The sequence below is a fragment of the Streptomyces sp. NPDC050617 genome, from assembly GCF_040654795.1.
Taxonomy (GTDB): domain Bacteria; phylum Actinomycetota; class Actinomycetes; order Streptomycetales; family Streptomycetaceae; genus Streptomyces.
Genome location: NZ_JBFAIS010000006.1, coordinates 204,299 through 228,890 on the forward strand (window position 1 = coordinate 204,299; position 24,592 = coordinate 228,890).

The following is a 24,592-nucleotide window of genomic DNA, read 5'->3' on the forward strand; positions in this document are numbered from 1 at the left end:
CCGCGGTTCAGGTCAGCGGCTTGATCAGCAGCTCGAATTCGAGGTCGGCGCGGCGTGGGATGCCGAACCGCTCGTCGCCGTACGGGAAGGGCGTCATCCGGCCGGTGCGCGCGTACCCGCGGCGCTCGTACCAGGCGATCAGGTCGTCGCGCTGCCGGATCACGGTCATGTGCATCTCGTTCGCGCCCCACTCCTCGCGCGCGAACCGCTCGGCCTCGGCCATGACGGCCTTGCCGAGACCCCCGCCCTGCCGCTCGGGGCGCACCGCGAACATGCCGAAGTAGGCGTGGTCGCCGCGGTGTTCGAGCTGGCAGCAGGCGACGAGCGCGCCGTCCCGCTCGGCCAGCAGGAGCCGGCCGCGCTCCGCGGCCAGGACGGCGGCGACGCCCTCGGGGTCGGTGCGCTGTCCGTCCAGCAGGTCCGCCTCCGTGGTCCAGCCGGCGCGGCTGGCGTCCCCGCGGTACGCCGATTCGATCAGCTCCACGACGGCCGCCGTATCGGCCGTCACGGCGGTCCGGAAGGCCGGCGCGGCGGCCGGGTCGGCTTCGGCGGTGCGGCTCTGTGCGGCGTCCATGCGGTGGCGTCCTCTCCGTCTGCCCGTACGTTCCGTACGGGCTTCGCTCCCCGTACTCTCCGTACGATCTTTCGCGGCGTACGAGCCTAACCCGGAGGCGGTGCGTAGGGTCGCGGCATGGTTCACGTACTCAGCGGCAGGACTCTTCTGCGCCCCACCGATCCGGACCGCTCCCGCGCCTTCTACGGCACGGCGCTGGGCCTGGCGGTCTACCGGGAGTTCGGTACGGGCCCCGAGCGCGGCACGGTCTACTTCCTCGGCGGCGGCTTCCTCGAACTCTCCGGACGCTCCCCCGAGCCGCCCGCGCCCGGCATGCGGCTCTGGCTCCAGGTGGCGGACGTCGCGGCCGCGCACGAGGAGCTCGTACGGGCCGGGGTCGAGATCCTGCGGCCGCCCGTGCGGGAGCCCTGGGGGCTCGTGGAGATGTGGATCTCCGACCCCGACGGCGTGCGGATCGTCCTGGTGGAGGTGCCGGCGGACCATCCGCTGCGGTTCCGCGCCTGACGCGTGCTGTCCGGCCGGCCGATTCTGAGGCGTCCCCGTGCGGGGGCGCCTCCGCGCTGTCCGGTGCCACGGGCCCGTACGGCCGTGGCGTCCGGCCGCCTCCCCGCCCGTTTCCTCCTGGTCGGACCCTTCGTTAGGCCATCCGGGTGAACGGCCGGAGCGAGGACGCATCAGCGATTTCGCTAGGAGGTACGCCGATTTGCCTAAACCTATTAGGCAAATACATAATCGCTTCTGGCGAATGAGAGGACCGGCATGGCACGCATAGGACTGACCGCGGAGCGCCTGACCCAGGCGGGCGCGGAACTGGCCGACGAGGTCGGCTTCGACCAGGTGACCGTTTCGGCGCTCGCCCGGCAGTTCGACGTCAAGGTCGCGAGCCTGTACTCGCACCTGAAGAACTCCCAGGACCTCAGGACCAAGATCGCCCTGCTCGCTCTGGAGGAGCTGGCCGACCGGTGCGCCGCCGCCCTGGCCGGGCGGGCCAGCAAGGACGCCCTCACCGCCTTCGCGAACGTCTACCGCGACTACGCCCGGGAGCACCCCGGCCGCTACACGGCGGCCCAGCTGAAGCTCGACCACGAGACCGCGCTCGCCAGCGCCGGCGTCAGACACGCGCAGATGACACGGGCGATCCTGCGCGGCTACGACCTGGCGGAACCGGACCAGACGCACGCGGTCCGGCTGCTGGGCAGCGTCTTCCACGGCTACGTGAGCCTGGAGGCGACGGGCGGGTTCAGCCACAGCGCCCCCGACTCGCAGGAGTCCTGGTCGCGCGTCCTCGACGCCCTCGACGCCCTGCTGCGGAACTGGCCCGCGGCGTGAGCCGGAGCTCGTACCGCCCGGCTCCGTGAGCCGGGGCCCGTACCACCTGGCTTCGCGAGCCGGGGCCCGTGCCGCCCGGAGGCCGTATTCCGCGCGGCGAGCGGGCGGCGGAGCCCAACACTCCGCACACCGCGACCGAACACCTCGACCCACAGGCGGGAAACATGAGTCAGGCCGGATCCCTGAGCACCGAGCACAAGTGGATCACCACCCCCATCACCGCGGAACTCCTGCGCGGCGCCCTCGACCTGGAGCGCACCGAGCACGGCGTGCTGCCGCACCGGCTGCCCGCCTGGGCCCGCGCCCAGAACACGGACGGGCAGCTAGCCATGGCCGAGGTCCAGCCCTCGGGCGTACGGCTGGTCTTCCGCACCCGGGCCACCGCGATCGAGCTGGAGGCCCGGCGCACCAAGCGGGTGTACGTGGGCGCGCCGCCCCGCCCGGACGGCCTATACGACCTCCTCGTCGACGGCGTTCCCGCCGGTCAGGCCAGCGTGCCGGGCGGTGACACCCTGACCGTCGACATGGCGGCCGGGACCGTCGTGCAGCAGTCCGGCCCGTCCGGCTCCCTCCGCTTCGACGGGCTCGCCGACGCCGTCAAGGACATCGAGATCTGGCTGCCGTACAACGAGGCCACCGAACTCCTCGCGCTGCGCACCGACGCCCCCGTCGAGGCCGCCCCGGACCACGGCCGGCGGGTGTGGCTGCACCACGGCAGCTCGATCAGCCACGGCTCCGACGCCGCGAGCCCCACCACCACCTGGCCCGCGCTGGCCGCCTCGCTCGGCGGCGTGGAACTGATCAACATGGGGTTCGGCGGCAGCGCCCTGCTCGACCCGTTCACCGCGCGCTCGATGCGGGACACCCCGGCCGACCTGATCAGCGTCAAGTTCGGCATCAACATCGTCAACGCCGATCTGATGCGGCTGCGCGCCTTCGCCCCGGCGATGCACGGCTTCCTCGACACCATCCGCGAGGGCCACCCCACCACGCCGCTGCTGGTCGTCTCGTCCATCCTGTGCCCCATACACGAGGACACCCCCGGACCCTGCGCCCCGGACTTCAGCGACATCAGCGAGGGGAAGATCCGGTTCCGGGCGGTCGGCGACCCGGCCGAGCGGGCGGCCGGGAAGCTGACGCTGGGCGTCACCCGGGACGAACTGAGCCGCATCGTGAAGCAGCGGGCCGCCACTGACGCGAATCTGTACTACCTCGACGGCCGGGACCTCTACGGCGAGGCGGACTTCGCCGAGCTGCCGCTGCCCGACGAGCTCCACCCGGACGCCGCCGCGCACCGCCGCATCGGCGAGCGCTTCGCGGCCCGGGTCTTCGCCGCCGAGGGGCCGTTCGCCGCCGAGCGGCCCTGAACGGCCGCGCCGCCCCTGGCCGATGAGGTCCTGCCGCCTCGCGGGAGCCGCGGGAGAGCCCGGTCGGGCATGCGGCGGGGTGCCCCGCGCACGGTGATCACCGTCGGCGCGCTCCCCCATTGCGCCCGTGCGCTGCTTGTGTCCGCGCGGCGGCGGGCATCTTCCGGGCATCCGTGATGAGTGTCCCCAGGGAGGTGCGCCGTGCATGGACCACCGCTGGTCGGCTGGCTGTTGGTGACGCTGTGCGCGCTGACGGGCGCGTACTGCCTGCTGCGGATACGGGGCGCGGCGGAGCGGCGCCGGGCCACGGGCGCGGACGCTCTGATGGGGCTGGGCATGGCGGTGATGGCGGTGCCGTCGGCGGTGCTCGACCAGCGGCCGTGGGGGCCGCCGCTGTTCGGCGTGGTCTTCGGGGCCGCCGGGCTGCGGGCGCTGCTGCTGTCGCGGGGCACGACGGCGCAGGCGCACCATCTGCACCACGCCGTGGGCGCGTTCGCGATGGTCTATATGGCGCTGTCGATGACGGGCGGCGGCGGGGGCGGGCACACGGGACACGGCGGCGCCGCGCACGTACCGGCGGGCACGCCGCTGCTGACGGGGCTGCTCATGGTCTATTTCGCGGTGTACGTCGTACGGACCATGGCGCATCTGGTGCCGGCGGTGGCCATCGCCGCCGGTGAACTGCCGATACCGGGCCGGGCCGAACTGACCAACGCGTGCAGGCTGTCGATGGGCATCGGCATGCTCGCGATGCTGCTCACGCTCTGAGCCCCGCCTTCCCCGGCCTTCCTCCGCGGTCGCCGTGAGCCGCTGCACGGTGACCGAGTGCACCCGAGTGGCATACGTCACTTCCCGCTCGGGACCGTACCCCGGCGTACGCCCGCACTCATAGGCTGACGGTCATGATGGTCCCGCTCGCCCTGCTGGTCCTCGGCGGACTGGTCGCGGCAATGGCGCCGCGCGTGCTGACCCGCTCCGACTGGCCCGATCGCGAACCCGTGCTGGCCCTGTGGGTATGGCAGTGCGTGGTGGTGGCCGTGCTGCTCTGCTGCACCCTCGCGATGGCGCTGAGCGCCGCGGCGGCGTCGGACGCGGTGCGCGGCAATGTCTTCGCGCCCGCGCCGCGCGGGGTGATGGAGGCTTACGCGCTCACGGCGTACGGGCCGTGGGCCGCGCCGGTGGCCGTCGCCCTCGCCTGCGGCGCGGTCTGGACCGCCGCGATGCTGACGCGCGAGATCCGCGGGGCGCGCGCCCGCCGCAGGCGGCGCCGCACCGAACTGCTCGTACGCTCCCCCCTGCTGCCCGGCGAAGAGGCCGGCGCGGACCGCCTGGTCGTCCTGGAGGGCGACCGGCCGGACGCGTGGTGGCTGCCGGGCGGCGCCTCGGCCCAATTGGTGATCACGACGGCGGCTCTGCGGCGGCTCAAGGGATCGCAGCTCGACGCGGTCCTCGCGCATGAGCAGGGGCACGCGCGCGCCCGCCACGACTGGCTGCTGCACTGCTCGTCGGCGCTGGCGGCCGGATTTCCGCAGGTGCCGGTGTTCGCCGGGTTCCGCGACCAGGTGCACCGGCTGGTCGAGTTGGCTGCCGACGACGTCGCCTCGCGGCGCTTCGGACGGCTGACGATCGCGCTCGCGCTGGTCCAACTCAACGAGGAGCGGGGCGTGTTCGGGCCCTGCCCGAGCCAATTGGCCCAGGTTCCGCAGCGCGTTCACCGGCTGCTGTCGGCCGCGCCGCGACTGACGGCGGGTCGGCGGCTGCGGCTGACGGCCGCGGCGGCGCTGGTTCCGGTCGTACCGCTGCTGGTCGCGTTCATGCCGGGACTGAGCGCGCTGCGATAGCGGAGGAAGCCGGAGCCTTCGCAACGGTGCCGCGATAGCGGACGAAGCCGGAGCCTTCGCGACGGTGCCGCGATAGCGGACGAGCCCGCGATCGGCGACGATCTGCGCATGCCGATTCCGCTTCCGCCGCCTGCCGCCGGCGCACCGCGAGCCCGCTGCACGGTCCGCTGCCTGCGCGCGAGCGCGCTGCTGGCCGCCGTGTCCGCCGTACTCCTGACGCTGGTCGCGGCGGAGTGGGGGCCGCTGGAGTCGCTGGACCGGTGGGTCGCCGACGGCCTGCATCGCGTGGCCGTCACCCACCCCGGCCTCACCCGTACCGCGCGCGTGCTGACCGACTGGGTGTGGTCGCCGACCGCGATGAGGGCAGCGCTGGTCGCGGTGGCCGCCTGGCTCGCATGGCGACGCGAACTGCCGCTCGTACTGTGGGCGGCGGGCACGGCGGTCCTGGGCACGGCCCTCCAGCAGGGCCTGAAGTTCGCGATCGGCCGGGACCGCCCGCGCTGGCCGGACCCGGTGGACTCGGCGAAGTACTCCGCGTTCCCCTCCGGCCACGCGCTCACGGCGACAGTGGTGTGCGGGTTGCTGGTGTGGCTGCTGGTGCTGCACGGCGCCCGGAGGGCATGGATCCGCGCCGCCGTGGCCGTAGCGGCGGTGTCCGTCGTCGGGGTGAGCCTCACCAGGGTCTATTTGGGCGTGCACTGGCTGTCGGACGTGACCGGCGGCACGCTGCTGGGGGCGGTGCTGCTGCTGGGGGCGGTGGGGGCGTACGGACTTGTGGGGCGGCGGGCGCGGGGCGGTTAAGGCTGAGGGGTGTTGCCGTACGCGCCGAGTGGGCGGGCGGACCCCGGACCGCTCGTCCCTACGGCTCCCGTACGACCCCCGCGATCACCGACGCGACGGCCCTGCGGACGGCGGCAGCCTCCGGCGGCGTGCCCTTGCGGTCGGCGAAGAGCAGGTGGCCTGTGCCGATCAGCGTGGGGGCGAGGGTGTCGATGTCGGCGGTTGCCGCGATGCGGTGCAGGTCGCGCTCGGCGGCGAGGTAGGAGGCGATCATGGCCGCGGCCTCCATCAGCACCGGGATGCCGGTCGGGGTGGTCCGGCGGAGGCGGGCGCGGAGACCGTCCCGCGAGATGACCAAGCCGACGATCGCCACGGCGACCGACTCGAACACGTCCGTGAGCGCCTCGGTGAGGTTGTCCGCGACGGAGCCGGTCCCGGCCCGGCCGCGCAGTGCGGCGGTCCGGGCGTCGATCCGGGCGACGCGGTCCAGGACGAGCTCGGCGAGGAACGCGTCGAAGTCGGCGAAGCGCCGGTGCAGCACGCCCTTGGCGCAGCCCGCCTCGGTCGTGACCGCCCGGCTGGTGAGCGCGCTCGGCCCGTCCCGGAGCAGGACGCGCTCGGCGGCGACGAACAGTTGCTCGCGCGCGTCATGGATGGCTACGCCTGTCGGCACGGTACGGCTCCTCATTGACGAGTGGGCGATCGCCCACTCATAGTGGGCACATGCCCACCATATCTTCGGGGCAGCAGCCCCGATCCGCCCTGGAGCCCCATCAGCACCGCGAAATGGCGGAGTCGTTCGGTACGGACGCCGAACGCTACGACCGGGCCCGCCCCCGCTACCCCCAAGCGCTGATCGACCGGATCGCCGAGGTGCGCACAGGCCCGGACTCCGCCCCCGGCGTTCTCGACGTCGGCTGCGGTACGGGCATAGCGGCCCAGCAGTTCACGGCGGCCGGCTGCGCGGTCCTGGGCGTCGACGCCGACGCGCGGATGGCCGAACTCGCCCGGCGGCACGGGCTCCCGGTCGAGGTCTCGACGTTCGAGACCTGGGACCCGGCGGGCCGGACGTTCGACGCGGTCGCCGCCGCGCAGGCGTGGCACTGGGTGGACCCGGTCGCCGGTGCGGTCAAGGCGGCGCGGGCGCTGCGGCCGGGCGGGCGGCTCGCCGTGTTCTGGAACGCGGGGCAGCCCCCGCCCGGACTCGCGAAGACCTTCGCCGACGTCTACAGCCGCGTGCTGCCCGGCTCGCTTGCGGCCCACCAGTGGGCGGCCTCACCGGCCGATGCCTACGCGGAGCTGGGCGCCAAGGCGGCCGACGGGATGCGGGAGGCAGGCGCGTACGGCGATCCGGAGGAGTGGCGGTTCGACTGGGAGTGGAGCTACACGCGGGACGAGTGGCTGGACCTGCTGCCCACGACCGGCGCCCACACCACGCTCCCGGCCGCGCGGCTCGCGGAGGTCCTGTCCGGCGTCGGCGCCGCCGTGGACGCGGCGGGAGGGAGCTTCACCATGTGCTACACCACGGTCGCGGCCACGGCACTGCGGACCGACGCCGCGTGAGTCGCCCCCTTCGGTCGGCACCCCACCGGAAATAGTTCAAGCTTCACTCATGTTGGGGCGGGTGAAAGGAGCGACCCATGACGCAGTTCCCGACCTTCACCCCGGCCACCCCCCTCGCGCCCGCCGAGGAGTACGAGCGCGCCCACCTCTACATCGAGGCCAGGGACTACGCCGAAGCCGCCCGCATCCTGACGCCGGTCGTCGAGCGGGAGCCCGGCCACCTCGCGGCCCGGCTGCTGCTCGCCCGCGCGTACTTCCACTCGGCCCAGCTGGGCCGGGCGGAGTCCGAGCTGCGGCGCGTCCTGGAGCGCGACCCCGTCGAGGCGTACGCGCACCTGATGCTCGGCCGCACCCTGGAGCGGGCCGGCCGGGCCGCCGAGGCGGTACCGCATCTGCGGCTCGCCGCCGCCATGAACGGCGAGGAGGCCCCGGCGCCGCGCCGCGTCCTGCACACCGTCGCCACGGACTGAGGCCGCCCGGCCCCGGCCAGCGGCAGGCGCGGGGGAACCGGCCGGCCCGCCCGGCCCCGGCTCCCCCGCCCTACCCCTGCCCGTACACCGTCGGCAGCCCCGCGCCCGGGGGCGCGAAGTTCGGCGGCGCGTCGGCCGGCGGGACGCCGAGCGCCCAGTCGAGTTCGTAGCGCTGGAAGAGTTCGGCCCGCAGCCGGGACGTGGGCATCGGCGCCCCCGGCAGCAGCACCGCCACCACCGCGCCCATCAGCAGCGCGCGCAGCAGCCGGTAGTCGGTGTCCGGGTCGGGCGAGCCGTAACTCACCACCGTGCCGTGCAGCAGCGCCGCGAGCCGCTGCTGCTCCGGGCACTGGATGAAACCTTCCGCCTGGAGGATGCCCGCCATGTGCGTACGCATCAGCAGCGGCCGGTCCCGCGCGAGGCCGAGGATGGCGTCGATGGCCCGCGCGAGGAGCTCCCGGCCGTCCTCGGTCCGCGGCTCCCGCTCCAGCCCGGCCGCCAGTTCCAGGTGCATCAGCCGGTGCACCGCGGACTGCAGGAGCTGCCGCTTGCCGGGGAAGTAGTACGACACCAGGCCCCGCGCGGCGCCCGCCCGGTCGGCGATGTGCGCGAGCGTGGTCGCCTCGTATCCCCGTTCGCCGACGAGCTCCACCGTCGCCTGCAACAGACGTTCACGGGAACGGCGGCGTAACTCCTCATTGACCGACGCGCTGCGCGGGGACATGCTGTAACTCCTGCGTTGACTGGCTCCGAGCCAATATACTCAGAGGGTATCCGGCCCGCCTGCCCTCCTGAGCAGGCGCAGTCCGGTATCTCCGTCGATTTCGGGCGACGCGGGGGATCGCCCGAAATCGGCGGTCTTTCCCTGTGCGCCCGTAACCGCGCTCGTATCCGCGACCACGTCCGCGACCGCACCCGCGAATGGCTCCGGCGGCGGCCAAGTCGCCCCGGCGGCGCGGCCGGTGCGCTCGGAGCGCGCGTCATCCGATGAGGTCGAGCACGCGGCGGAGCGCGTCGGGCCGTTCGGCCACCGGCGCGTTGTCCACGAGGTGCACCGCGCAGCCGATCGCGCCCGCTCCCGCGTCGGCGCACGGGTTGTCGCCGACCATGAGGGTATCGCCGGGCGCGAGACCGAGGGCGTCGCAGGCCGCGTGGAAGAGCCGCGGATGGGGTTTCTGCACGCCGTGCTCGTACGACAGGACGTACGCGTCGACGCCGCCGTCCAGCCCGTGCGCGCGGAACACCGGACGCAGGTCCCAGCCGATGTTGCTGACCACGGCGGTACGGACGCCCCGGTGCCGCAACTCGGCCAGCACGGCGGCCGCGTCCTCGTACGGAGACCAGGCGGCCGGCTCCATGTGGCGGGCGTACAGCGCCTCGTACAACTCGGGCCGCGGCAGCGGCACTTCACGCGCCAGCCCCGTGTACGCGGCGCGGTGCAGGGCCGCGCTCTCGTCGCGCCTGGCCCATACGTCGGCCAGGTGCGCGGGCACGGCGCGCGGAGCGGGGCCGCCGGGCATCGCGCCCGCCTCGTCCAGCAGCCGTACGAGCCGTGCCGACTCCTCCTCGTCGACGCGGGTTCCGGTGTCGCGCAGGGCGGCGCGGAGCCAGGACTGTGTGGGCTCGGCGTGAAAGAGGGTGCCGGAGAAATCGAACAGGACGCCTTTGACGGTCATGCCGCCCAGTCTCCCCCGCCCGGCAGCGACAACGGCGAGCCGGGCCAGGGGCGTTGGCGGAATCCTGTCGGGCGGCGGGCCGTCGTCGCCGCCGCCGTCAACCGGCCGCCGGTTCGTCGGGGCAGTGGAAGGCGAACAGGCCCGGGGCGGTCAGCAGGTCGAAGCAGTCGAGGAGCTGTTCCGGGCGGTCGGATACGGCGATGGCGGCGGCGAGGTAGTTGGTGCTGCCGCGCTCCGGGGAGAGGCGGGCGCCGACCTCGTGGGGGAGGACGACCTCGCGGACGCCGGGGATCGCGAGCACCTCGGAGGCGGAGGGCACGCGGGAGAGGACGACGGGGCGGTCGGGGGGTTGCGGTATCAGGCGGCCGGCGTAGCGGCGCGGTTCGGGGGCGGCGGGCAGGTCCCCGCCCGTCGCCACGGCCGCGGTGGCCGCCACGTAGTCGTAACCGGCGCTGTGGTGCAGCATTTCGACCGCGCCGCCGCCTATGCGGCAGTTCACCTCGATCACCATCGGGCCCTCGGCGGTGAGCTTGAACTCGGTGTGGACCGCGGAATCGGTGAGGCCGAGGGCCTCGACGGCGGCCGTCGCGCACGCCTCGATCTCGCGGACCCGGTCGGGCGGCAGCACCGAGGGGAGCATGCCGCCGTTCTCGCGGAAGGGCGGCGACAGCGGGAACTTGTCGGTCACCGCGAGATGCGTGGTCCGCCCGCGCCGCACGACGGACTCGACGCTGACGTGGTCGCCGTACCGGGCGTCCGGGTACCACTTCGAGCCGATGAGCCGCTGTTCCAGGATGAACAGGGGCCGCGCGCCGCCGCGCGGGTCGTTGACGAACGCGTGGCACGCCTGGGCCCAGATCTCGTCCAGGTCGTCGTCCGCGTCCACCGCGTGGGTGGCCATGCTGCCCGCTCCGACGACGGGCTTCAGCACCGCGGGCAGCCCGACCGCATGCCGGGCCTCGTGGAACTCCCGCGCCGTGCGCACCTCGGCGAACCGGGGTACGGGCACGCCCGCCGCCCGGAGCGCGGCCCGCTGCCGTGTCTTGTTGCGCAGGGCGGGCAGCGACGCGTGCGGGTTGCCCGGCAGGCCCAGTTCCGCCGCGGCGGTGTGCGCCTCGACCACCGGGATCTCGCTGAACGCCGCGATGCCGTCCGCCGAGTGCCGCCTCGCGTACTCCACCGTGTAGTCGGTGAGGTCGGCGTCGGCGGGCACGCGGACGTTCGCGCACCAGGAGTCGAAGGTGCGCCCGCGCCGTTCGACGGCGGCGGGATCGGGGCCGGGCCGCCATAGGACGTGGACGTCGTACGCGGGGCAGAGCCGGGACAGGTACCACTCGGGTGTGGGGCCGCCGGGGCCGTCGATGATGACGAGGGTCGGGTGGGGCATGGGGGGCTCTCATCAGTTGGATCGGCAGGTGGGACTGGCGGGCTCCGGGAAGGGCCCGCCGGGAGGTGGGGCGGAGGCATGGCTGAGGGCGGCCGGAGGGCGTGGCAGTTGGGGGGTGTGGCGGTGGGGGGCTCCGGTCGGGTCTCAGCCGGGCGGGGCGTGGGCCGGGCTCAGGAGCCGGCGGGGAGTCTCAAGTCGACGCTGTCGTGCAGCTGTTGGAAGCCGACGCGCTCGAACATCCGGCTGGACCGGACGTTTCCGGCGGTCACCGTCGCCCCCAGGTCGGACAGCCCGTACTCGGCCGCCGAGGTGAGCGCGTACCGCAGCATCGCGGACCCCAGCCCGCGCCCGCGCGGCGTGGGGTCCCTGAAGATCTGGGTGATCCAGGGCCGTTCCAGGACGTGGACGGCCAGCACCGCGACGGGGCCCTCGTCGTCCACGGCCACCGCGCTGAAGGGCAGCGTCGGGCCCAGCAGTTCACCGCGCCACAGGCTCGTCAGAGTCGCCAGCCCGTCGTCCGCGTTCTCGTAGCGCGCCCGGTCGGGGTGGCCGGAGGCGTACGCGGCCAGCCACAGGTCCCGCAGGCTGTCCGCGGGCGTCTCGGCGACGGGGCGCAGGCCGAGCGGGGCGGGAAGGGCGGAGTGCGCCCATCGCGGGTCGGGAGGGCGTACGGACAGGTCCCAGCCGTAGCGGTGGGCCCGCCGCAGGACGTCGGCCCCCGCCTCGGCGAGCGGGGCGGCCACGCTGTCGTCGGTGACCACCAGCCAGCCGGGCAGTTCCCGCAGCAGCAGAGCCGCGGCGTCCGCGGGGGGCCCGGCCTCGACCCGTACCGCGGTGGCGCGGGGGCTTCCCCGCCACCGCCCGGCGCGGAAGCTGACGCGCGTCGATCCGCCCGCGGACCGCAGCGACGTACGGGGCTCCCGGTCCGGCGAACCGTTCACCGCCTCCGTTCCGTCATGCCGCCGTCCTGCGCGTTCGAGGTCCTGCTCCACGCCGCTCCCTGACTCCGTGTTCCGTGCGGGGCCGCCGAATCCTCCGCGCTGCCGAATCCGCTGCTCGGCGGGGGTTCGGGCAGGCCCGCGCCCAGCATCACATTCACAGGCCACACACTTCAAACGATCTTGGAAAACCAGAAACCCGACGCTGGACCGTGCGATGGAAGGCTCAGGAAGCCGACCCGGCGCGGTAGTTCGGGAGATTTCAGGAGACGTCGGGAGGTGCCAGGAGGCGCCGGGAGAAGCTGAGTGACAGCCACGATTCGGACGTACGCCATCGGCGAACAGCCGCATTCCGGGACGTACCCTCCGACGACAGCCGCGTTCCGGGCCGTAGCCGTCGGCGGACAGCAGTGGTTGAGCGATGAATCGTCGGGCGACAGGCGTGATCACGGGCGCGTGTCATTGGCCGAAAGTCGTGGTTCGAGGCGGGTCCCGGCGACGGACCGGCAGAGCGGTTCGACGGGGAGGTTCGGCGGGGGGCGGCGGCGTAGTTCGGCCGGGAGGTTCAGCAGCGCGATTCAGGAGGGTGGTTCGGAGGGGCGGTTCAGCAGGGCGGTTCGGCCGGTGGTGAACGGCGTTCCGCCCCGGCGCTCCGGCTGCTTACGCTCCGAGCATGATTGATCATCACGCGGTCGATGCGGTCGACGCGGGCGGAGTCCGGCTGGCCTACCGGGCGGCAGGGCCGCCGGACGCGCCGCCGCTCGTCCTGCTGCACGCGCTCGGCGAGAGTTCCGCCGACTGGGCGGCCGTCACGCCCGCCTTCGCCCGCGAGCGGCGGGTGTACGCCCCCGATCTGCGCGGACACGGCCGAAGCGACTGGCCCGGTACGTACTCGCTCGACCTCATGCGGACCGACGTGGTCCGGTTCCTGGACGCGCTGGGGCTCGACCGCGTCGACCTGATCGGGCACTCCATGGGCGGCGCTGTGGCCTATCTGCTCGCGGCCTCGCATCCGCAGCGCGTGAACCGGCTGGTCCTGGAGGACGTCCCGCTGCCGCTCCCCCGCCGGCCGACCACCCCGACCAGGCCGGACGGCGACTTGGCCTTCGACTGGGAGGTGGTTCCGGCCATCAGGCGGCAGATCGACACGCCCGACCCCGAGTGGCTGGGGCGCCTCGGGCGTATCACCGCCGAATCCCTGGTGGTGGGCGGCGGGCCCGACAGCCATGTGCCCCAGGACGGCGTCGCCGAACTGGCCCGGCGGCTCCCGGGCGGCCGCGTGGTCACCATCCCGGTCGGCCATCTGGTCCACCATGCGGCGCCGGAAGAGTTCACGAATGCGGTTTCGGATTTCCTGCTGGCGGAAAGAGGCTGAGCTTTTCGCACCAGGGCGGAGCGTACGGGTACGGGCACGGGGCGGGCAGGCGGTCGGCCGTCGCGCCTCCCCGCCCCGTCCAGCCGAGGCCGAAGCCGAAGCCGAAGCCGAGCGTGCGGCCCGGTGGGCGCCGTCGCCTACCGGCCGCCCCGGCGCTCGCTCCAACGCGTCGCGAAGTCGCGGAAGCGGCGGCCGGCGGGGGACGTGGGCCGGTCCCGGCGCCAGAGCAGCCCGACGCCGCGGAAGGCGTCGGGCTCGTCGAGGGTGACCAGCCGTACGTCGGGCCTCGGCGGCGCGGCGCCTCCCCCGGCCGGTACGACCGACACCCCGAGTCCGCTGCCGACCAGGCCCACGATGGTGGCGACTTCGCCCGCCTCCAGGGCCACCGAGGGCGTCACCCCCGCCCGGTGGAAGATCTGGCAGGTGATCTCCCGCAGCCCGGTGGACTGGCGCATGATGATCAGCCGCTCGTCGGCCAGATCGGTCAGGCGCGCCGAGGCGCGGTCCGCGAGCCGGTGCCCGACCGGTACGACGAGCTTCAGCTCCTCCTCGTACAGCGGAAGCCACTCCCACTGGCCGCCGGCCGGCCGCGGGCCGGTGAGCGCCAGCTCCGCGGCGCCTTCCAGCAGCAGGTCCCGTACGTTCTCCGCGGATTCCTGATGCAGCGTCAGCCGCGCTTCTGGCCAGTCGCGTTGGTAACCGGCGAGGAGTTCGGGCACCAGCCAGCCGCCGAGCGAGTGCACGAACGCCAGCCGCAGGGCGTCCTCGGCGGGGGCGCGCAGGGCGGCGATACGGTCCTCGGCCGTCTCCAGTTCCTCCAGCGCGCGCCGGGCGTGCCGCCGGTAGACGCGGCCGTAGTCGTTGAGCCGCAGCCGGTTGCGGTCCCGGTCGAACAGCGGGGCGCCGAGCCGCCGCTCCAGGCGGGCGACCGCGCGGGAGAGGGTGGGCTGCGAGACGCCGGCCAGCGCGGCGGCCTCGGTGACGTGTTCGGTCTCCGCCACCGCGAGGAACCAGCGCAGCTCGTCCATGCTCATCATCACATTATGCAGGAGACGCATAAGGTGCTGCTCATCGCGGCATTTCTCTTTTCCGGCCGCCCCGGGGAGGGTGGTTTCCACGGGCGCCCGCATCGATCTCACGACCGACCGCACGACCATCGAAGGACAACCGCATGTCTGATCAGCCCACCACACCCGCCACACCCACCACTTCCGCAGCTCCCGCCGCCCCGGCCGCCGCCGTTCCGGGCGACGCCGAGAAGGCCCGTATCGCCGAGCGCTTCCACACCGGGCTCGTCACCGGCGACTGGGAGCTGATCCGCTCCCTGCTCACCGAGGACGCCGTCTGGACGCTGCCCGGCGACAACAAGATCTCCGGCACGGCCCGCGGCGCGGACGCGGTGATCGAACGGGCCCGGCTCATCGCCGGCTACGGCGTGCACTTCGCGTTCGAACGCGTCCTGGTCAGCCGCGACAACCTGGCGCTCTCCCTGCACAACACCGCCTCCCGCGACGGGCTGGTGCTGGACGAGTACCTGGCCACGGTCTGCTTCCTGCGCGACGGCCGGATCAGCGCGATCGAGACCTATCTTTCGGATGTGACCGGGATGAACGCCTTCTTCGTCTGAACACGTTCATAGCCGGAAACACGCTCTTCATCTGATGGGACACGGCCTTCGCCAGAGGGCCCCGATGTACCGGGACGCGCCGCATGCGCGCCTCCCCCGTCGCGCTCCCCGGTGGGATGCTGGTCGCATCCCTCGGGAAGGAGCTCCTCCGTGCTTCGTGTCGCGGTCGTCGGGTCAGGTCCGAGCGGGGTCTACACCGCTCAGGCGCTCGTCCAGCAGGAGTCCGTGCCGGGTGTGACCGTGGATGTCCTGGACCGGCTGCCCTGCCCGTACGGTCTGGTGCGGTACGGCGTCGCCCCCGACCACGAGAAGATCAAGTCCCTCCAGAACAACCTGCGTTCGGTGCTCGAGCATCCACGCATCTCCTTTCTCGGCAATGTACTGGTCGGGGACGCGGGGGTGCCCGCGCGCCGGCTGCTGGACCTCTATCACGCGGTCGTCTACTGCGTGGGCGCCGGTACCGACCGGCGGCTCGGGGTGCCCGGCGAGGACCTGCCGGGCAGCTTCTCCGCCACCGAGTTCGTCTCCTGGTACAGCGCCCATCCGGACGCCCTGCCCGGCGGTTTCGTGCTCGGGGCGCGCTCCGCCGTGGTCATCGGGGTCGGCAATGTGGCGGTGGACGTGGCGCGCGTACTGGCGCGCGGCTCCGAGGAGTTGCGCCCCACGGACGTGCCGGACGCCGCGCTGCGGGCCCTGGCCGACAGCCGGGTGGCGGACATCCACCTGGTGGGGCGGCGGGGCCCGGCGCAGGCCAAGTTCACCACCAAGGAGCTGCGCGAGCTGGGCGCGCTGCCGGGCGCGGAGGTGTCCGTACGGGGCGAGGAGGCCGCCCTGGACCCGGCGTTCGCCGACCCTTCGGGGCTGCCCGCCGTCAACCGGCGGAACGTGGACGTCGTCCGCGGCTGGTGCGAGGTTCCGCCCAGCGGTCTCCCCCGCCGCATTCGACTGCGGTTCTTCCTGCGGCCGGTCGCCCTGCTCGGCGAGGACGCGGTGCGCGCCGTGCGCTTCGAGCGGACCGCGCCGGACGGGCGGGGCGGCGTGGTCGGTACGGGCGTGTTCGAGGACATCGAGGCGCAGTTGGTCCTGCGGTCGGTCGGGTACCGGGGCGTGCCGCTGGCGGGGCTGCCGTTCGACGCGGAGCGCGGGACGGTGCCGCACGCGCAGGGACGGGTGCTGCGGGCGGGGACGCCCTCCCCCGGCGAGTACGTCGCCGGGTGGATCAAGCGCGGCCCGACAGGGGTGATCGGCACCAACCGCTCCTGCGCCAAGGAGACGGTCGCCTCGCTCCTGGCGGACGCCGGGGCCCTGGCGGAACGGCGCCCGGCGGCCGATCCGCGTTCCGTGCTGCGACGGTCGGGCCAGGGCGTGGTGGAGTGGCCGGGCTGGCTCGGCATCGAGGCGGCGGAGGCGGAACTGGGGCGTGCGCTGGGGCGTACGACGGTGAAGATCGCCGACTGGGAGGGGCTGCTGACGGCCGCGAACGGGCGGGGGTGAGCAGGCAGCCTCGGCGGCGCGGTCGGGCGGGCGCTGTCCAGATCCAGGCGTGGTCGTGAATGAGCGTGACGTGAACGGGCGGGCGTGGGCGGGCGTACACGCCTCCGCCCGCCAGCAGTTCTCAGCTCTCGTCGGGCAGTTCGTCGGGCGACTCGTCGGACAGTGCGTTCTGGCGGCCCCCTTCGAGCCGCTCGTCCTGGTGGCGCGCGGCCGTCAGCACACTGTCGAGCAGGCCGGGGAAGAGCGCGTCCAGATCGTCGCGGCGCAGCACGCTCATCTTGGCCGTGCCGCGGTAGATCTGGTTGATCACGCCGCTCTCGCGGAGCACGCGGAAGTGGTGGGTGCTGGTGGACTTGGACACCGGCAGCTCGAAGACGGAACACGACTGCTCGGTGCCGGTTTCCGCCAGTGTCCGCACCATCCGCAGGCGCATCGGGTCCGAGAGCGCGTGGAGCACGTTCTCCAGCCGGATCTCCTCCGGCGCGGGGTGTTCGAGAGAGCGGCCGCCGATCCGCGCTTGAGGCTGGGTCTGTGTCCGCACGGCTGCTCCTCCTGGCTGTTCGGCCCGCCCGATCCACCGGTCGTCAGGCTGCCGGGCCGTCGGCCGATTCAATGGTACGAGACTCACCGTAATACGTGGGTTCGCAGGAATGCCGCCCCCGTTGGCGGACACCGCACCGACGGGAGCCCGTACGGATTGGGGCCCGTACGGTTCCGCAGGCGCGTACGGCTCCGCAGGCCCGTACGGTTCCGCAGGCCCGTACGATCAGGTCCCTACGCGCAGGTCTGCACGGTGAGGTCCCGCACGGTGAGGTCCCGCTCGGTGAGGTCCCGCTCGGTGAGGTCGCGCACGGCCGCCGCTGTCAGTACGCGCGGGCGTACTGCACGGGGCGGCGCGGCTCGTCGCCCAGTTCGGCGGCGGCGCTGTTGATCCAGTAGGGGTCGCGCAGCAGTTCGCGGCCGATGAGCACGGCGTCCGCCTGGCCGCCGACGAGGATCTCCTCCGCCTGCCGGGCGTCGGTGATCATGCCGACCGCGCCGACGGGCAGGTCCGTCTCCTCGCGCACCTTGGCGGCGTAGGGGACCTGGTAACCCGGTCCGACGGGGATGACCGCCTTGGAGGCGTTGCCGCCCGTGGACACGTCTAGCAGGTCCACGCCGTGGGCCAGCAGGTCCTTCGCGAAGCGCACGGTGTCGTCGGCGGTCCAGCCCTCGCGCGGGTCCTCGGGGTTCTCCTCCAGCCAGTCGGTGGCGGAGATCCGGAAGAACAGCGGCAGTTCCTCGGGCCATGCGGCCCGCACGGCGTCGACGACCTCCAGCGCGAACCGGGTGCGGTTCTCGTACGAGCCGCCGTACTCGTCGGTCCGCTGATTGCTGTGCGGCGAGAGGAAGCTGCCGACGAGGTAACCGTGGGCGCCGTGGATCTCCACGACCTTGAACCCGGCGTCGCGGGCGCGTTGGGCGGTCTTCGCGAAGTCCGCCACGACGCCCTTGATCTCCTCCTTGGTCATCTCGCGCGGCACGAGGAGGCCGTCCCTGGCGGGCAGCGGGGAGGGTCCGACCGTCTGCCAGCCGCCCTCGTCCTCGCTCACCGGCTTGCTGCCGTCCCACGGGGCGGTCGTCGAGCCCTTGCGGCCGGCGTGGGAGATCTGGATGCCCGGAACGGCCCCCTTCGCTTCGAGGAGGCGGGTCACCCGCTTGAAGGCGTCGAGCTGCTCGTCGTTCCACAGCCCGAGGTCCGTGGGCGTGATCCGCCCTTCGCTCGATACGGCCGTGGCCTCCACCAGGATCAGCCCGGCGCCGCCGACGGCGCGGGCGCCGAGGTGCACCAGGTGCCAGTCGTTCGGCGCGCCCAGGAGGGGGCCGTCGGCGTCCGCGCTGTACTGGCACATCGGGGCCATCCAGGCACGGTTGGGAATGGTCAGCGACCGCAGCGTGTACGGCTGGAAGAGAGTGCTCATCTAAGGCTCCGCTCGTGCGTGGATGAACCCCATTACCCTTGTACGATAACCGTCGTAGTACGAAGGTTGTCAAACAACGAGGGTACGGGCGCGGGCCAGCCGCCGCGCCGCCCCTGAGGCCCGCCCACGAACCGCCGCGCCAGCGTCAGGACCGCCCCACTAACCGCCGCGCCCCCCTTGAGACCCGCCCCGCGAGCGCCGCACCGGCCTCAGGGAAGTCGCATGTCGATGACGTACTTCCCGCGCACTCCGCCCGCTTCGAGCCTGCGGTGGGCCTCTGCGATGCCGGACATCGGGAAGACCGTGTCGATCACGGGCCGGACGCTTTCCGCCTCCGCGTACCGGGCGAGTTCCGCGATGCGGTCGGCCGACGGGTTGTTGCTGAAGAGCTTGATCCGGCCGGGCCGAGCGGCGGCCCGCAGCCCCGTGCCGAGCATGGACCTGACGATGCGGTCCGAGTCGAAGGCGAGCGCGACCATGCGGCCCTGCCGGGTGAGCCGCGCCCGGTAGGCGCCGAGGTCCGTGCCGACCACGTCGACGATGACGTCGAAGCGGCCGAGGTCCTCCGGCCGGGTCGTGCGGTAGTCCAGGACCGTGTCGGCGCCGAGTTCCGCGACCCAGTCGAGGTTGCGGGCGCCCGCGAGGGCGGTGACGTTGGCGCCGAGCGCCTTGCCCAGCTGCACGGCGACGCTGCCGACACCGCCCGCGGCGCCGCGGACCAGGAGGCGCTCACCGGGCGTGATGCGGGCCTTGTCGGTCAGCGCGGTCAGCGCGGTGGTGCCCGACGTCGGAAGGGCAGCGGCGTCGAGCAGGCTCAGATTCTCGGGAGCGCCGGCGAGGCGCTGCTCGGGCACGGCGACGAAGTCGGCGATGGCTCCGAAGGCGAAGTGCGGCATGAGGCCCCATACCGCGTCCCCGGCCCGCCACGCGTGCACTCCGGGCCCCGCCTTCGCGACGCGTCCGGTGAAGTCGCCGCCTACGCCGCGCGGGAACGCGCCGCGGGCGATACGGCGCAGCTTGCCCGCGCGGAAGGCGGCCTCCCCCGCGTCCACGCTCGCGGCGTGCACCTCGACCAGCACCTCCCCCGGCCCCGGATCCGGCGTGGGCACCTCGTTGACACGCAGCACCTCGGGCGGGCCGAAACGGTCGTACTGAGCAGCACGCATGGTCACTCTCCTTGGGGTACATCCCGCGAGCGGGCGTCTCTCGCGGCAGGCGGGACAGGTAAGTGGGGCGGCACCCCACTTAGGTTCGCTACGATAACCGGAGAGCCACCCCGATTAGCAAACGCAGGAGGTCACGGTGGTCGGCACGGCAGCGCGACGGCCCATGCGGGCAGACGCCCGGCGCAACTACGCGCGCATCCTGGCCGCCGCCGAGGAGGCGTTCGCGTCCCACGGCGCCGACGCTTCCCTGGAGGAGATCGCCCGGCAGGCCGGCGTGGGCTCGGCGACCCTGCACCGGCACTTCGCCTCCCGGCGCTCGCTGCTGGAAGCCGTCTTCCACGACCGCGTCGAAACGCTCTGCGCGAGGGCCGGGGAGCACAGCCGGGCAAGCGAACCGGGCCCCGCGCTCTTCTCCTGGCTGCGGGACTTCAACGCCTACGCGGCTGCCAGCCGCGGGCTGATCGCCTCGCTGCTGCGCGACGGCCGGGACGCCGACCTGGTGGAGGAGGACGACGACTGCGTAACGATGATCACCAACACGGCCGGAGAACTCCTGGACCGGGCCAGACGAGCGGGCGCGGTACGCCCCGGCCTCCGCACCGAGGACGTGCTCGCGCTCGTCAACGCCATCTCGCTCGCCGCGGAGAGCCAGGGAGACCCGGAACCCGCCGACCTCTCGGAAGCCCGCGGCGGCTCGCAGACCCGCGGCGTCTCGGAAGCTCATGACGGCTCCGAGGAACGCGGCGGCTCCGAGGGGCACGACGGCTTCGGGAGCCGCGACGGCTCCGGCGGCCACGACGGGGCGCAGGCGGCACGGCTGATGGACATCGCGATCGAAGGCATGCGCTCGCACCCGTGCGAGTCGCCCGCGCCCGTACCCGGCCATGACCGCCCACAACCGTCCTGACCTGCGGTGACGCGATTCCGGGGGCCGTTGTCAGTGGGTGGGTGCAGACTGGCCCGTAACTGAGACAACGGCGTCCCGGAGGTGGCTGTCCATGGCTGAGGTCATGCTCGCGATCGGCACCAAGAAGGGTCTGTTCCTCGCCCGGCGGCGTGGCGGCGGGTGGGAGGTCGACGAGCCCCGCTTCAGCGCGCAGTCGGTCTATTCGATCGGGATCGACACGCGTCGCGCCACGCCCCGGATACTGGTCGGCGCGGACAGTTCGCACTGGGGCCCGTCGGTCTTCCACTCCGACGACCTCGGCGCCACCTGGCAGGAGCCCCCGCAGCCCGCGGTGAAGTTCCCGAAGGACACCGGCGCTTCGCTGGAGCGGGTCTGGCAGCTGCATCCGGCGGAGGCGGACGCGCCCGATGTGGTCTACGCGGGGACGGAGCCGGGCGCGCTGTTCCGCTCCGTGGACGGGGGCGAGACGTTCGAGCTCGTACGGTCGCTGTGGGACCACCCCACGCGACAGGAGTGGGGCGCCGGTTTCGGCGGGCAGGGCATCCACACCGTGATCACGGACGCCCGCGACAGCGACGCCGTGACCATCGCCGTCTCCACCGGCGGTGTGTACCGCTCACTGGACGGCGGGGCCAGCTGGAATCCGTCGAACGCCGGGGTGCAGGCGGTCTTCCTGCCCGACCAGTACCCGGAGTTCGGCCAGTGCGTGCACAAGATCGCGCAGGATCCGGTGGACCGCGACCGGCTGTATCTCCAGAACCACTGGGGCGTCTACCGCAGCGACGACGCGGGCGGCGCGTGGTCGTCCATCGGCGCCTCGCTCCCCTCCGACTTCGGCTTCGCCGTCGCCGCGCACCCGCGCAGGGCCGATGTCGCCTATGTCTTCCCGATCGAGGCCGACAGCGACCGGGTGCCGGCCGGGCGGCACTGCCGAGTCTTCCGTACCGAGGACGCCGGGGCGAGCTGGGAGGGGCTGGGCGCCGGGCTGCCCGAGGCGCCGCACTTCGGCGTGGTGCTGCGCGACGCGATGTGTCTCGACGACGCCGATCCCGCGGGGGTGTACTTCGGCAATCGCAACGGCGAGGTCTACGCGAGCGCGGACGACGGGGACAGCTGGCGGCTCGTCACCTCGCATCTGCCCGATGTGCTGTGCGTACGGGCCGCGGTCGTGGGGTGAGGCGCGGCGCGGTTACGAGGGGGTGAGGCGCAGCCCGGCTATGGAGGGGTGGGGCGAGGCTATGGAGGGGCGGAGCGAGGCGGTGTCTCGGGGGTGAGGCGGGGTGGTTCGGGGGCGTGTCGTGGGGCGCCGGACGGAGCCAGTAGAGTGACGGACCGTGGCTGCACGACCGTTGAACGAGATCGTCGAACCTGGCTGGGCGAAGGCACTTGAGCCCGTGGCCGGACGGATCACCGCGATGGGCGACTTCCTGCGCTCGGAGATCGCGGCGGGCCGTACGTACCTGCCGGCCGGGGCCCATGTGCTCCGCGCCTTCCAGCAACCCTTCGACGACGTCAGGGTTCTGATCGTGGGTCAGGACCCGTACCCCACCCCCGGCCACGCCGTGGGGCTGAGCTTCTCCGTCGCGCCCGAGGTGCGGCCGCTGCCCGGCAGCCTGGAGAACATCTACCGGGAGATGCACACCGACCTCGGGCTGCCCCGGCCGTCCAACGGCGACCTCACCCCCTGGACCCAGCAGGGTGTCCTGCTGCTGAACAGGGCGCTCACCACCGCGCCGCGGAAGCCCGCCGCGCACCGCGGCAAGGGCTGGGAGGAGGTCACCGAGCAGGCGATCAGGGCGCTGGTCGCGCGCGGCGGTCCGATGGTGGCGATCCTGTGGGGGCGCGACGCCCGCAATCTGCGGCCGCTGCTCGGGCAGGTGCCGTCCGTCGAGTCCGCGCACCCCTCCCCCATGTCGGCCGACCGCGGCTTCTTCGGCTCGCGCCCGTTCAGCCGCGCCAACGACCTCCTGGTGCGGCAGGGAGCGGCCCCGGTGAACTGGCTGATTCCCTGACGTTCGGCGATAGGGTGTCCGGCCATGACGACTCATACGAACATTCCCGCGGGTTGGTACGCCGACCCGCAGGGCACCCCTCACCAGCTGAGATGGTGGGACGGCAGCCAGTGGACCGAGCACACCCACCCTGGGCAGGCGCCGTCGGGTGGTGCGGTTCAGGCCACGCATGACCCGGCGCGGATCCAGGACCAGGTCCAGCGCCAGGCCAAGGTGGCGCCCGAGGCGCAGGGCGGCGGCTCCTTGTTCACCGAGCCGGTCCTGGTGGTGAACCAGAAGGCCAAGCTCATCGAGGTGACCAACGAGTACAGCGTCTTCGACCAGCACGGCCGCACGCTCGGCACGGTGGTCGAGGTCGGCCAGAGCGCGGCGAAGAAGGTCCTCCGCTTCGTCTCCAGCCTCGACCAGTACATGACGCACAAGCTGGAGATCCGGGACGCCCAGGGCCGTCCGCAGCTCCTGCTGACCCGGCCGGCCAAGTTGATCAAGTCTCGGGTGACCGTCGAACGCCCCGACGGGCAGCCGTTGGGGGAGATCGTCCAGCAGAACGCGATCGGCAAGATCAATTTCGCGCTGGTCTCCGGCGGGCAGCAGATCGGCGCGATCAAGGCCGAGAACTGGCGCGCCTGGAACTTCGCCATCGTCGACCACACCGACACCGAGATCGCCCGGATCACCAAGACCTGGGAAGGGCTCGCCAAGACGATGTTCACGACGGCGGACAACTACGTGCTGCAGATCCACCGCCAGCTCCCCGACCCGCTGCTGAGCCTGGTCGTGGCCACGGCCCTGACCGTCGACACCGCGCTCAAGCAGGACGCCCGCGGGTTCGGCTGAGCCGGTGGCCGAGGACATGCGCACCGACAACGTCGACGGGGGCGCGGATACGGGTACGGGCGCAAGTAGGGACGCGAGCAAGGACACGCGGGCAGACGCGCGTACGGGAGCGAGCGACGCCGAGGGCCTGTGCGCGGACGCGGGCGCGCGTACGGACGTGAGCGACGCCGCGGCCGGACCTGCGGCCGACCCCGCGCCGGGCTCCGCGCCCGGCCTGGTGCTCGCCGTCGACTCGGGCGGCTCGGGGGTCCGGATCGCGGTGGCCCGCGCGGACCTCGACGGCCCCGTCCGCACCTGGCACTCCCCCGACCCGGTGGCGACCGGCGAAGCGGGCATCGACGCCCGCGCCTTCCTCGCCCAGGTGCTGCCCGCCGCCCGCGACCTGCTGCGCGAGGCCGGAGCAGACCGCACGGACCGCCTCGACGCGGCCTGCGTGGGCGCCGCGGGCATGGCCTCTCTCGGCGGCGACCTGCGGAAAGTACTGCCCGACGCGCTGCGCGCGGAGCTGGGAACGCGCCGCCTCGCCCTCGCCGCCGACGCGGTGACCGCCTACGCCGGAGCGATCGGCCAGCGGCCGGGCGCGGTCGTCGCCGCCGGCACCGGGATGATCGCCATCGGCTCCGACCTGACCCCGCGGGGCGGCTGGCGGCGCGCGGACGGCTGGGGGCATCTGCTCGGGGACCTGGGCGGCGGAGCGTGGATCGGCCAGGCCGGGCTGACCGCCGCGATGCGCGCCCACGACGGGCGTACCGGCGGCTCGGCCGCACTGCTGGCCCGTGCGGAAGCCGTCTTCGGCCCGGCGGGCGGCCTGCCCGGAAAGCTGTATCCGCGCGCCGACCGGCCCGCGGTGCTCGCTTCCTTCGCGCCCGAGGTCGCCCGGTGCGCCGAGGCCGGCGACTCGGTCGCACGGCGCGTCCTCGCCACGGCCGCACGCCACATCGCCGAGACCGCGGCGGCTGTCTGCCCGCGCCCTCAGGAACCGGCCGCGGACGCCCGGGGCGCGGCGCGGTACGAAGTGTCGCTCACCGGCGGGCTGTTCCGAATCGGCGAGCCCCTGCTCGTACCGCTGCGCGCGGAATTGCAGCAGCAACTGCCGCACGCGGAGCTGGTCGAGGCCGCGGGCGGCCCGCTGGACGGCGCGCTGCGCATCGCCGCGGCGCTCGCCGCGGGCACGCTGCGGCTGCCGCCGGATCCGTTCATGCTCTCCATTTCGGGGTGACCACTTCCCCATCAAGTCGTACGAACCGCCGAACATATCCGGACAGAGCGCACGCAGTCGCCCCCTCCC

At 73.3% G+C, this 24,592-nt stretch carries 26 protein-coding genes; 16 read left to right on the forward strand and 10 right to left on the reverse strand.

Annotated features, from left to right (window positions below; genetic code table 11):
* Positions 1–7: 7 nt before the first annotated feature.
* Positions 8–574 (reverse strand): GNAT family N-acetyltransferase, encoded by a 567-nt coding sequence (locus AB0I49_RS11090; protein WP_363226587.1) that lies wholly within the window; start codon positions 572–574, stop codon positions 8–10.
* 117 nt (positions 575–691) lie between these two features.
* Between AB0I49_RS11090 and AB0I49_RS11095 the strand changes: the two genes are divergently transcribed.
* From AB0I49_RS11095 to AB0I49_RS11120, 6 genes are all read left to right on the forward strand, one after another.
* Positions 692–1,078, forward strand: coding sequence for a VOC family protein (locus tag AB0I49_RS11095; RefSeq protein WP_363226588.1), 387 nt, complete (start codon positions 692–694; stop codon positions 1,076–1,078).
* Between the two features lie 255 nt (positions 1,079–1,333).
* Positions 1,334–1,903 carry a WHG domain-containing protein gene (locus tag AB0I49_RS11100; protein WP_363226589.1) on the forward strand — a complete coding sequence of 190 codons (570 nt, stop codon included), beginning with the start codon at positions 1,334–1,336 and terminating at the stop codon, positions 1,901–1,903.
* A 164-nt stretch (positions 1,904–2,067) separates the two neighbouring features.
* Positions 2,068–3,270: a GDSL-type esterase/lipase family protein gene (locus AB0I49_RS11105; protein WP_363226590.1), complete on the forward strand. Its 1,203-nt coding sequence runs from the start codon at positions 2,068–2,070 to the stop codon at positions 3,268–3,270.
* Positions 3,271–3,471: 201 nt separating this feature from the next.
* A complete protein-coding gene (locus AB0I49_RS11110) occupies positions 3,472–4,038 on the forward strand; it encodes a DUF5134 domain-containing protein (RefSeq protein WP_363226591.1) in 567 nt (188 codons plus the stop codon).
* Positions 4,039–4,172: 134 nt separating this feature from the next.
* The gene (locus tag AB0I49_RS11115; protein ID WP_363226592.1) at positions 4,173–5,111 is read left to right on the forward strand and encodes a M56 family metallopeptidase; all 939 of its coding nucleotides are present in this window, start codon (positions 4,173–4,175) and stop codon (positions 5,109–5,111) included.
* A gap of 108 nt (positions 5,112–5,219) precedes the next feature.
* The gene (locus AB0I49_RS11120; protein WP_363226593.1) at positions 5,220–5,912 is read left to right on the forward strand and encodes a phosphatase PAP2 family protein; all 693 of its coding nucleotides are present in this window, start codon (positions 5,220–5,222) and stop codon (positions 5,910–5,912) included.
* A 58-nt stretch (positions 5,913–5,970) separates the two neighbouring features.
* Here the strand turns inward: AB0I49_RS11120 and AB0I49_RS11125 are convergent, their stop codons facing one another.
* Complete coding sequence (locus tag AB0I49_RS11125) at positions 5,971–6,564, reverse strand: TetR family transcriptional regulator (protein WP_363226594.1); 594 nt, start codon at positions 6,562–6,564, stop codon at positions 5,971–5,973.
* Between the two features lie 50 nt (positions 6,565–6,614).
* Between AB0I49_RS11125 and AB0I49_RS11130 the strand changes: the two genes are divergently transcribed.
* Together AB0I49_RS11130 and AB0I49_RS11135 are read left to right on the forward strand one after the other, a co-directional pair.
* Complete coding sequence (locus AB0I49_RS11130) at positions 6,615–7,454, forward strand: class I SAM-dependent methyltransferase (protein WP_363226595.1); 840 nt, start codon at positions 6,615–6,617, stop codon at positions 7,452–7,454.
* A gap of 77 nt (positions 7,455–7,531) precedes the next feature.
* Positions 7,532–7,924: a tetratricopeptide repeat protein gene (locus tag AB0I49_RS11135; RefSeq protein WP_363226596.1), complete on the forward strand. Its 393-nt coding sequence runs from the start codon at positions 7,532–7,534 to the stop codon at positions 7,922–7,924.
* 70 nt (positions 7,925–7,994) lie between these two features.
* Here the strand turns inward: AB0I49_RS11135 and AB0I49_RS11140 are convergent, their stop codons facing one another.
* From AB0I49_RS11140 to AB0I49_RS11155, 4 genes are all read right to left on the reverse strand, one after another.
* The gene (locus AB0I49_RS11140; RefSeq protein ID WP_363226597.1) at positions 7,995–8,648 is read right to left on the reverse strand and encodes a helix-turn-helix domain-containing protein; all 654 of its coding nucleotides are present in this window, start codon (positions 8,646–8,648) and stop codon (positions 7,995–7,997) included.
* 256 nt (positions 8,649–8,904) lie between these two features.
* Positions 8,905–9,600 carry an HAD family hydrolase gene (locus AB0I49_RS11145; protein ID WP_363226598.1) on the reverse strand — a complete coding sequence of 232 codons (696 nt, stop codon included), beginning with the start codon at positions 9,598–9,600 and terminating at the stop codon, positions 8,905–8,907.
* A gap of 97 nt (positions 9,601–9,697) precedes the next feature.
* Positions 9,698–10,987 (reverse strand): ATP-grasp domain-containing protein, encoded by a 1,290-nt coding sequence (locus AB0I49_RS11150; RefSeq protein WP_363226599.1) that lies wholly within the window; start codon positions 10,985–10,987, stop codon positions 9,698–9,700.
* A 170-nt stretch (positions 10,988–11,157) separates the two neighbouring features.
* Entirely contained in the window at positions 11,158–11,979 is an 822-nt protein-coding gene (locus AB0I49_RS11155) for a GNAT family N-acetyltransferase (protein ID WP_363226600.1), read from the reverse strand.
* A 619-nt stretch (positions 11,980–12,598) separates the two neighbouring features.
* Between AB0I49_RS11155 and AB0I49_RS11160 the strand changes: the two genes are divergently transcribed.
* Positions 12,599–13,300 carry an alpha/beta fold hydrolase gene (locus AB0I49_RS11160; RefSeq protein WP_363226601.1) on the forward strand — a complete coding sequence of 234 codons (702 nt, stop codon included), beginning with the start codon at positions 12,599–12,601 and terminating at the stop codon, positions 13,298–13,300.
* A 137-nt stretch (positions 13,301–13,437) separates the two neighbouring features.
* On the opposite strand, the gene AB0I49_RS11165 is transcribed toward AB0I49_RS11160, so the two are convergent.
* Positions 13,438–14,334 (reverse strand): LysR family transcriptional regulator, encoded by an 897-nt coding sequence (locus AB0I49_RS11165; protein ID WP_363226602.1) that lies wholly within the window; start codon positions 14,332–14,334, stop codon positions 13,438–13,440.
* A gap of 137 nt (positions 14,335–14,471) precedes the next feature.
* On the opposite strand from AB0I49_RS11165, the gene AB0I49_RS11170 reads away from it, so the two are divergent.
* Positions 14,472–14,927: a nuclear transport factor 2 family protein gene (locus AB0I49_RS11170; RefSeq protein ID WP_363226603.1), complete on the forward strand. Its 456-nt coding sequence runs from the start codon at positions 14,472–14,474 to the stop codon at positions 14,925–14,927.
* A 150-nt stretch (positions 14,928–15,077) separates the two neighbouring features.
* Positions 15,078–16,421 carry an FAD-dependent oxidoreductase gene (locus AB0I49_RS11175; RefSeq protein ID WP_363226604.1) on the forward strand — a complete coding sequence of 448 codons (1,344 nt, stop codon included), beginning with the start codon at positions 15,078–15,080 and terminating at the stop codon, positions 16,419–16,421.
* Between the two features lie 121 nt (positions 16,422–16,542).
* On the opposite strand, the gene AB0I49_RS11180 is transcribed toward AB0I49_RS11175, so the two are convergent.
* The 3 genes from AB0I49_RS11180 to AB0I49_RS11190 all read right to left on the reverse strand — a co-directional run bounded on the left by AB0I49_RS11180 (position 16,543) and on the right by AB0I49_RS11190 (position 19,548).
* Positions 16,543–16,962 (reverse strand): helix-turn-helix transcriptional regulator, encoded by a 420-nt coding sequence (locus tag AB0I49_RS11180; protein ID WP_363226605.1) that lies wholly within the window; start codon positions 16,960–16,962, stop codon positions 16,543–16,545.
* Between the two features lie 322 nt (positions 16,963–17,284).
* Entirely contained in the window at positions 17,285–18,382 is a 1,098-nt protein-coding gene (locus tag AB0I49_RS11185; protein ID WP_363226606.1) for an NADH:flavin oxidoreductase/NADH oxidase, read from the reverse strand.
* A 209-nt stretch (positions 18,383–18,591) separates the two neighbouring features.
* On the reverse strand, positions 18,592–19,548 hold the full coding sequence (locus AB0I49_RS11190; protein WP_363226607.1) for an NAD(P)-dependent alcohol dehydrogenase: 957 nt from the start codon (positions 19,546–19,548) through the stop codon (positions 18,592–18,594).
* Between the two features lie 136 nt (positions 19,549–19,684).
* Here AB0I49_RS11190 and AB0I49_RS11195 point away from each other — a divergent pair, with 136 nt between their 5' ends.
* From AB0I49_RS11195 to AB0I49_RS11215, 5 genes are all read left to right on the forward strand, one after another.
* Positions 19,685–20,455, forward strand: a complete 771-nt coding sequence (locus AB0I49_RS11195; RefSeq protein ID WP_363226608.1) for a TetR/AcrR family transcriptional regulator — start codon at positions 19,685–19,687, stop codon at positions 20,453–20,455.
* 91 nt (positions 20,456–20,546) lie between these two features.
* Positions 20,547–21,632 (forward strand): sialidase family protein, encoded by a 1,086-nt coding sequence (locus tag AB0I49_RS11200; RefSeq protein ID WP_363226609.1) that lies wholly within the window; start codon positions 20,547–20,549, stop codon positions 21,630–21,632.
* A 157-nt stretch (positions 21,633–21,789) separates the two neighbouring features.
* Positions 21,790–22,467, forward strand: coding sequence for a uracil-DNA glycosylase (locus AB0I49_RS11205; RefSeq protein WP_363226610.1), 678 nt, complete (start codon positions 21,790–21,792; stop codon positions 22,465–22,467).
* 24 nt (positions 22,468–22,491) lie between these two features.
* Positions 22,492–23,304 (forward strand): phospholipid scramblase-related protein, encoded by an 813-nt coding sequence (locus AB0I49_RS11210; RefSeq protein ID WP_363226611.1) that lies wholly within the window; start codon positions 22,492–22,494, stop codon positions 23,302–23,304.
* 4 nt (positions 23,305–23,308) lie between these two features.
* Positions 23,309–24,523 (forward strand): BadF/BadG/BcrA/BcrD ATPase family protein, encoded by a 1,215-nt coding sequence (locus tag AB0I49_RS11215; protein WP_363226612.1) that lies wholly within the window; start codon positions 23,309–23,311, stop codon positions 24,521–24,523.
* Positions 24,524–24,592 lie beyond the last annotated feature (69 nt).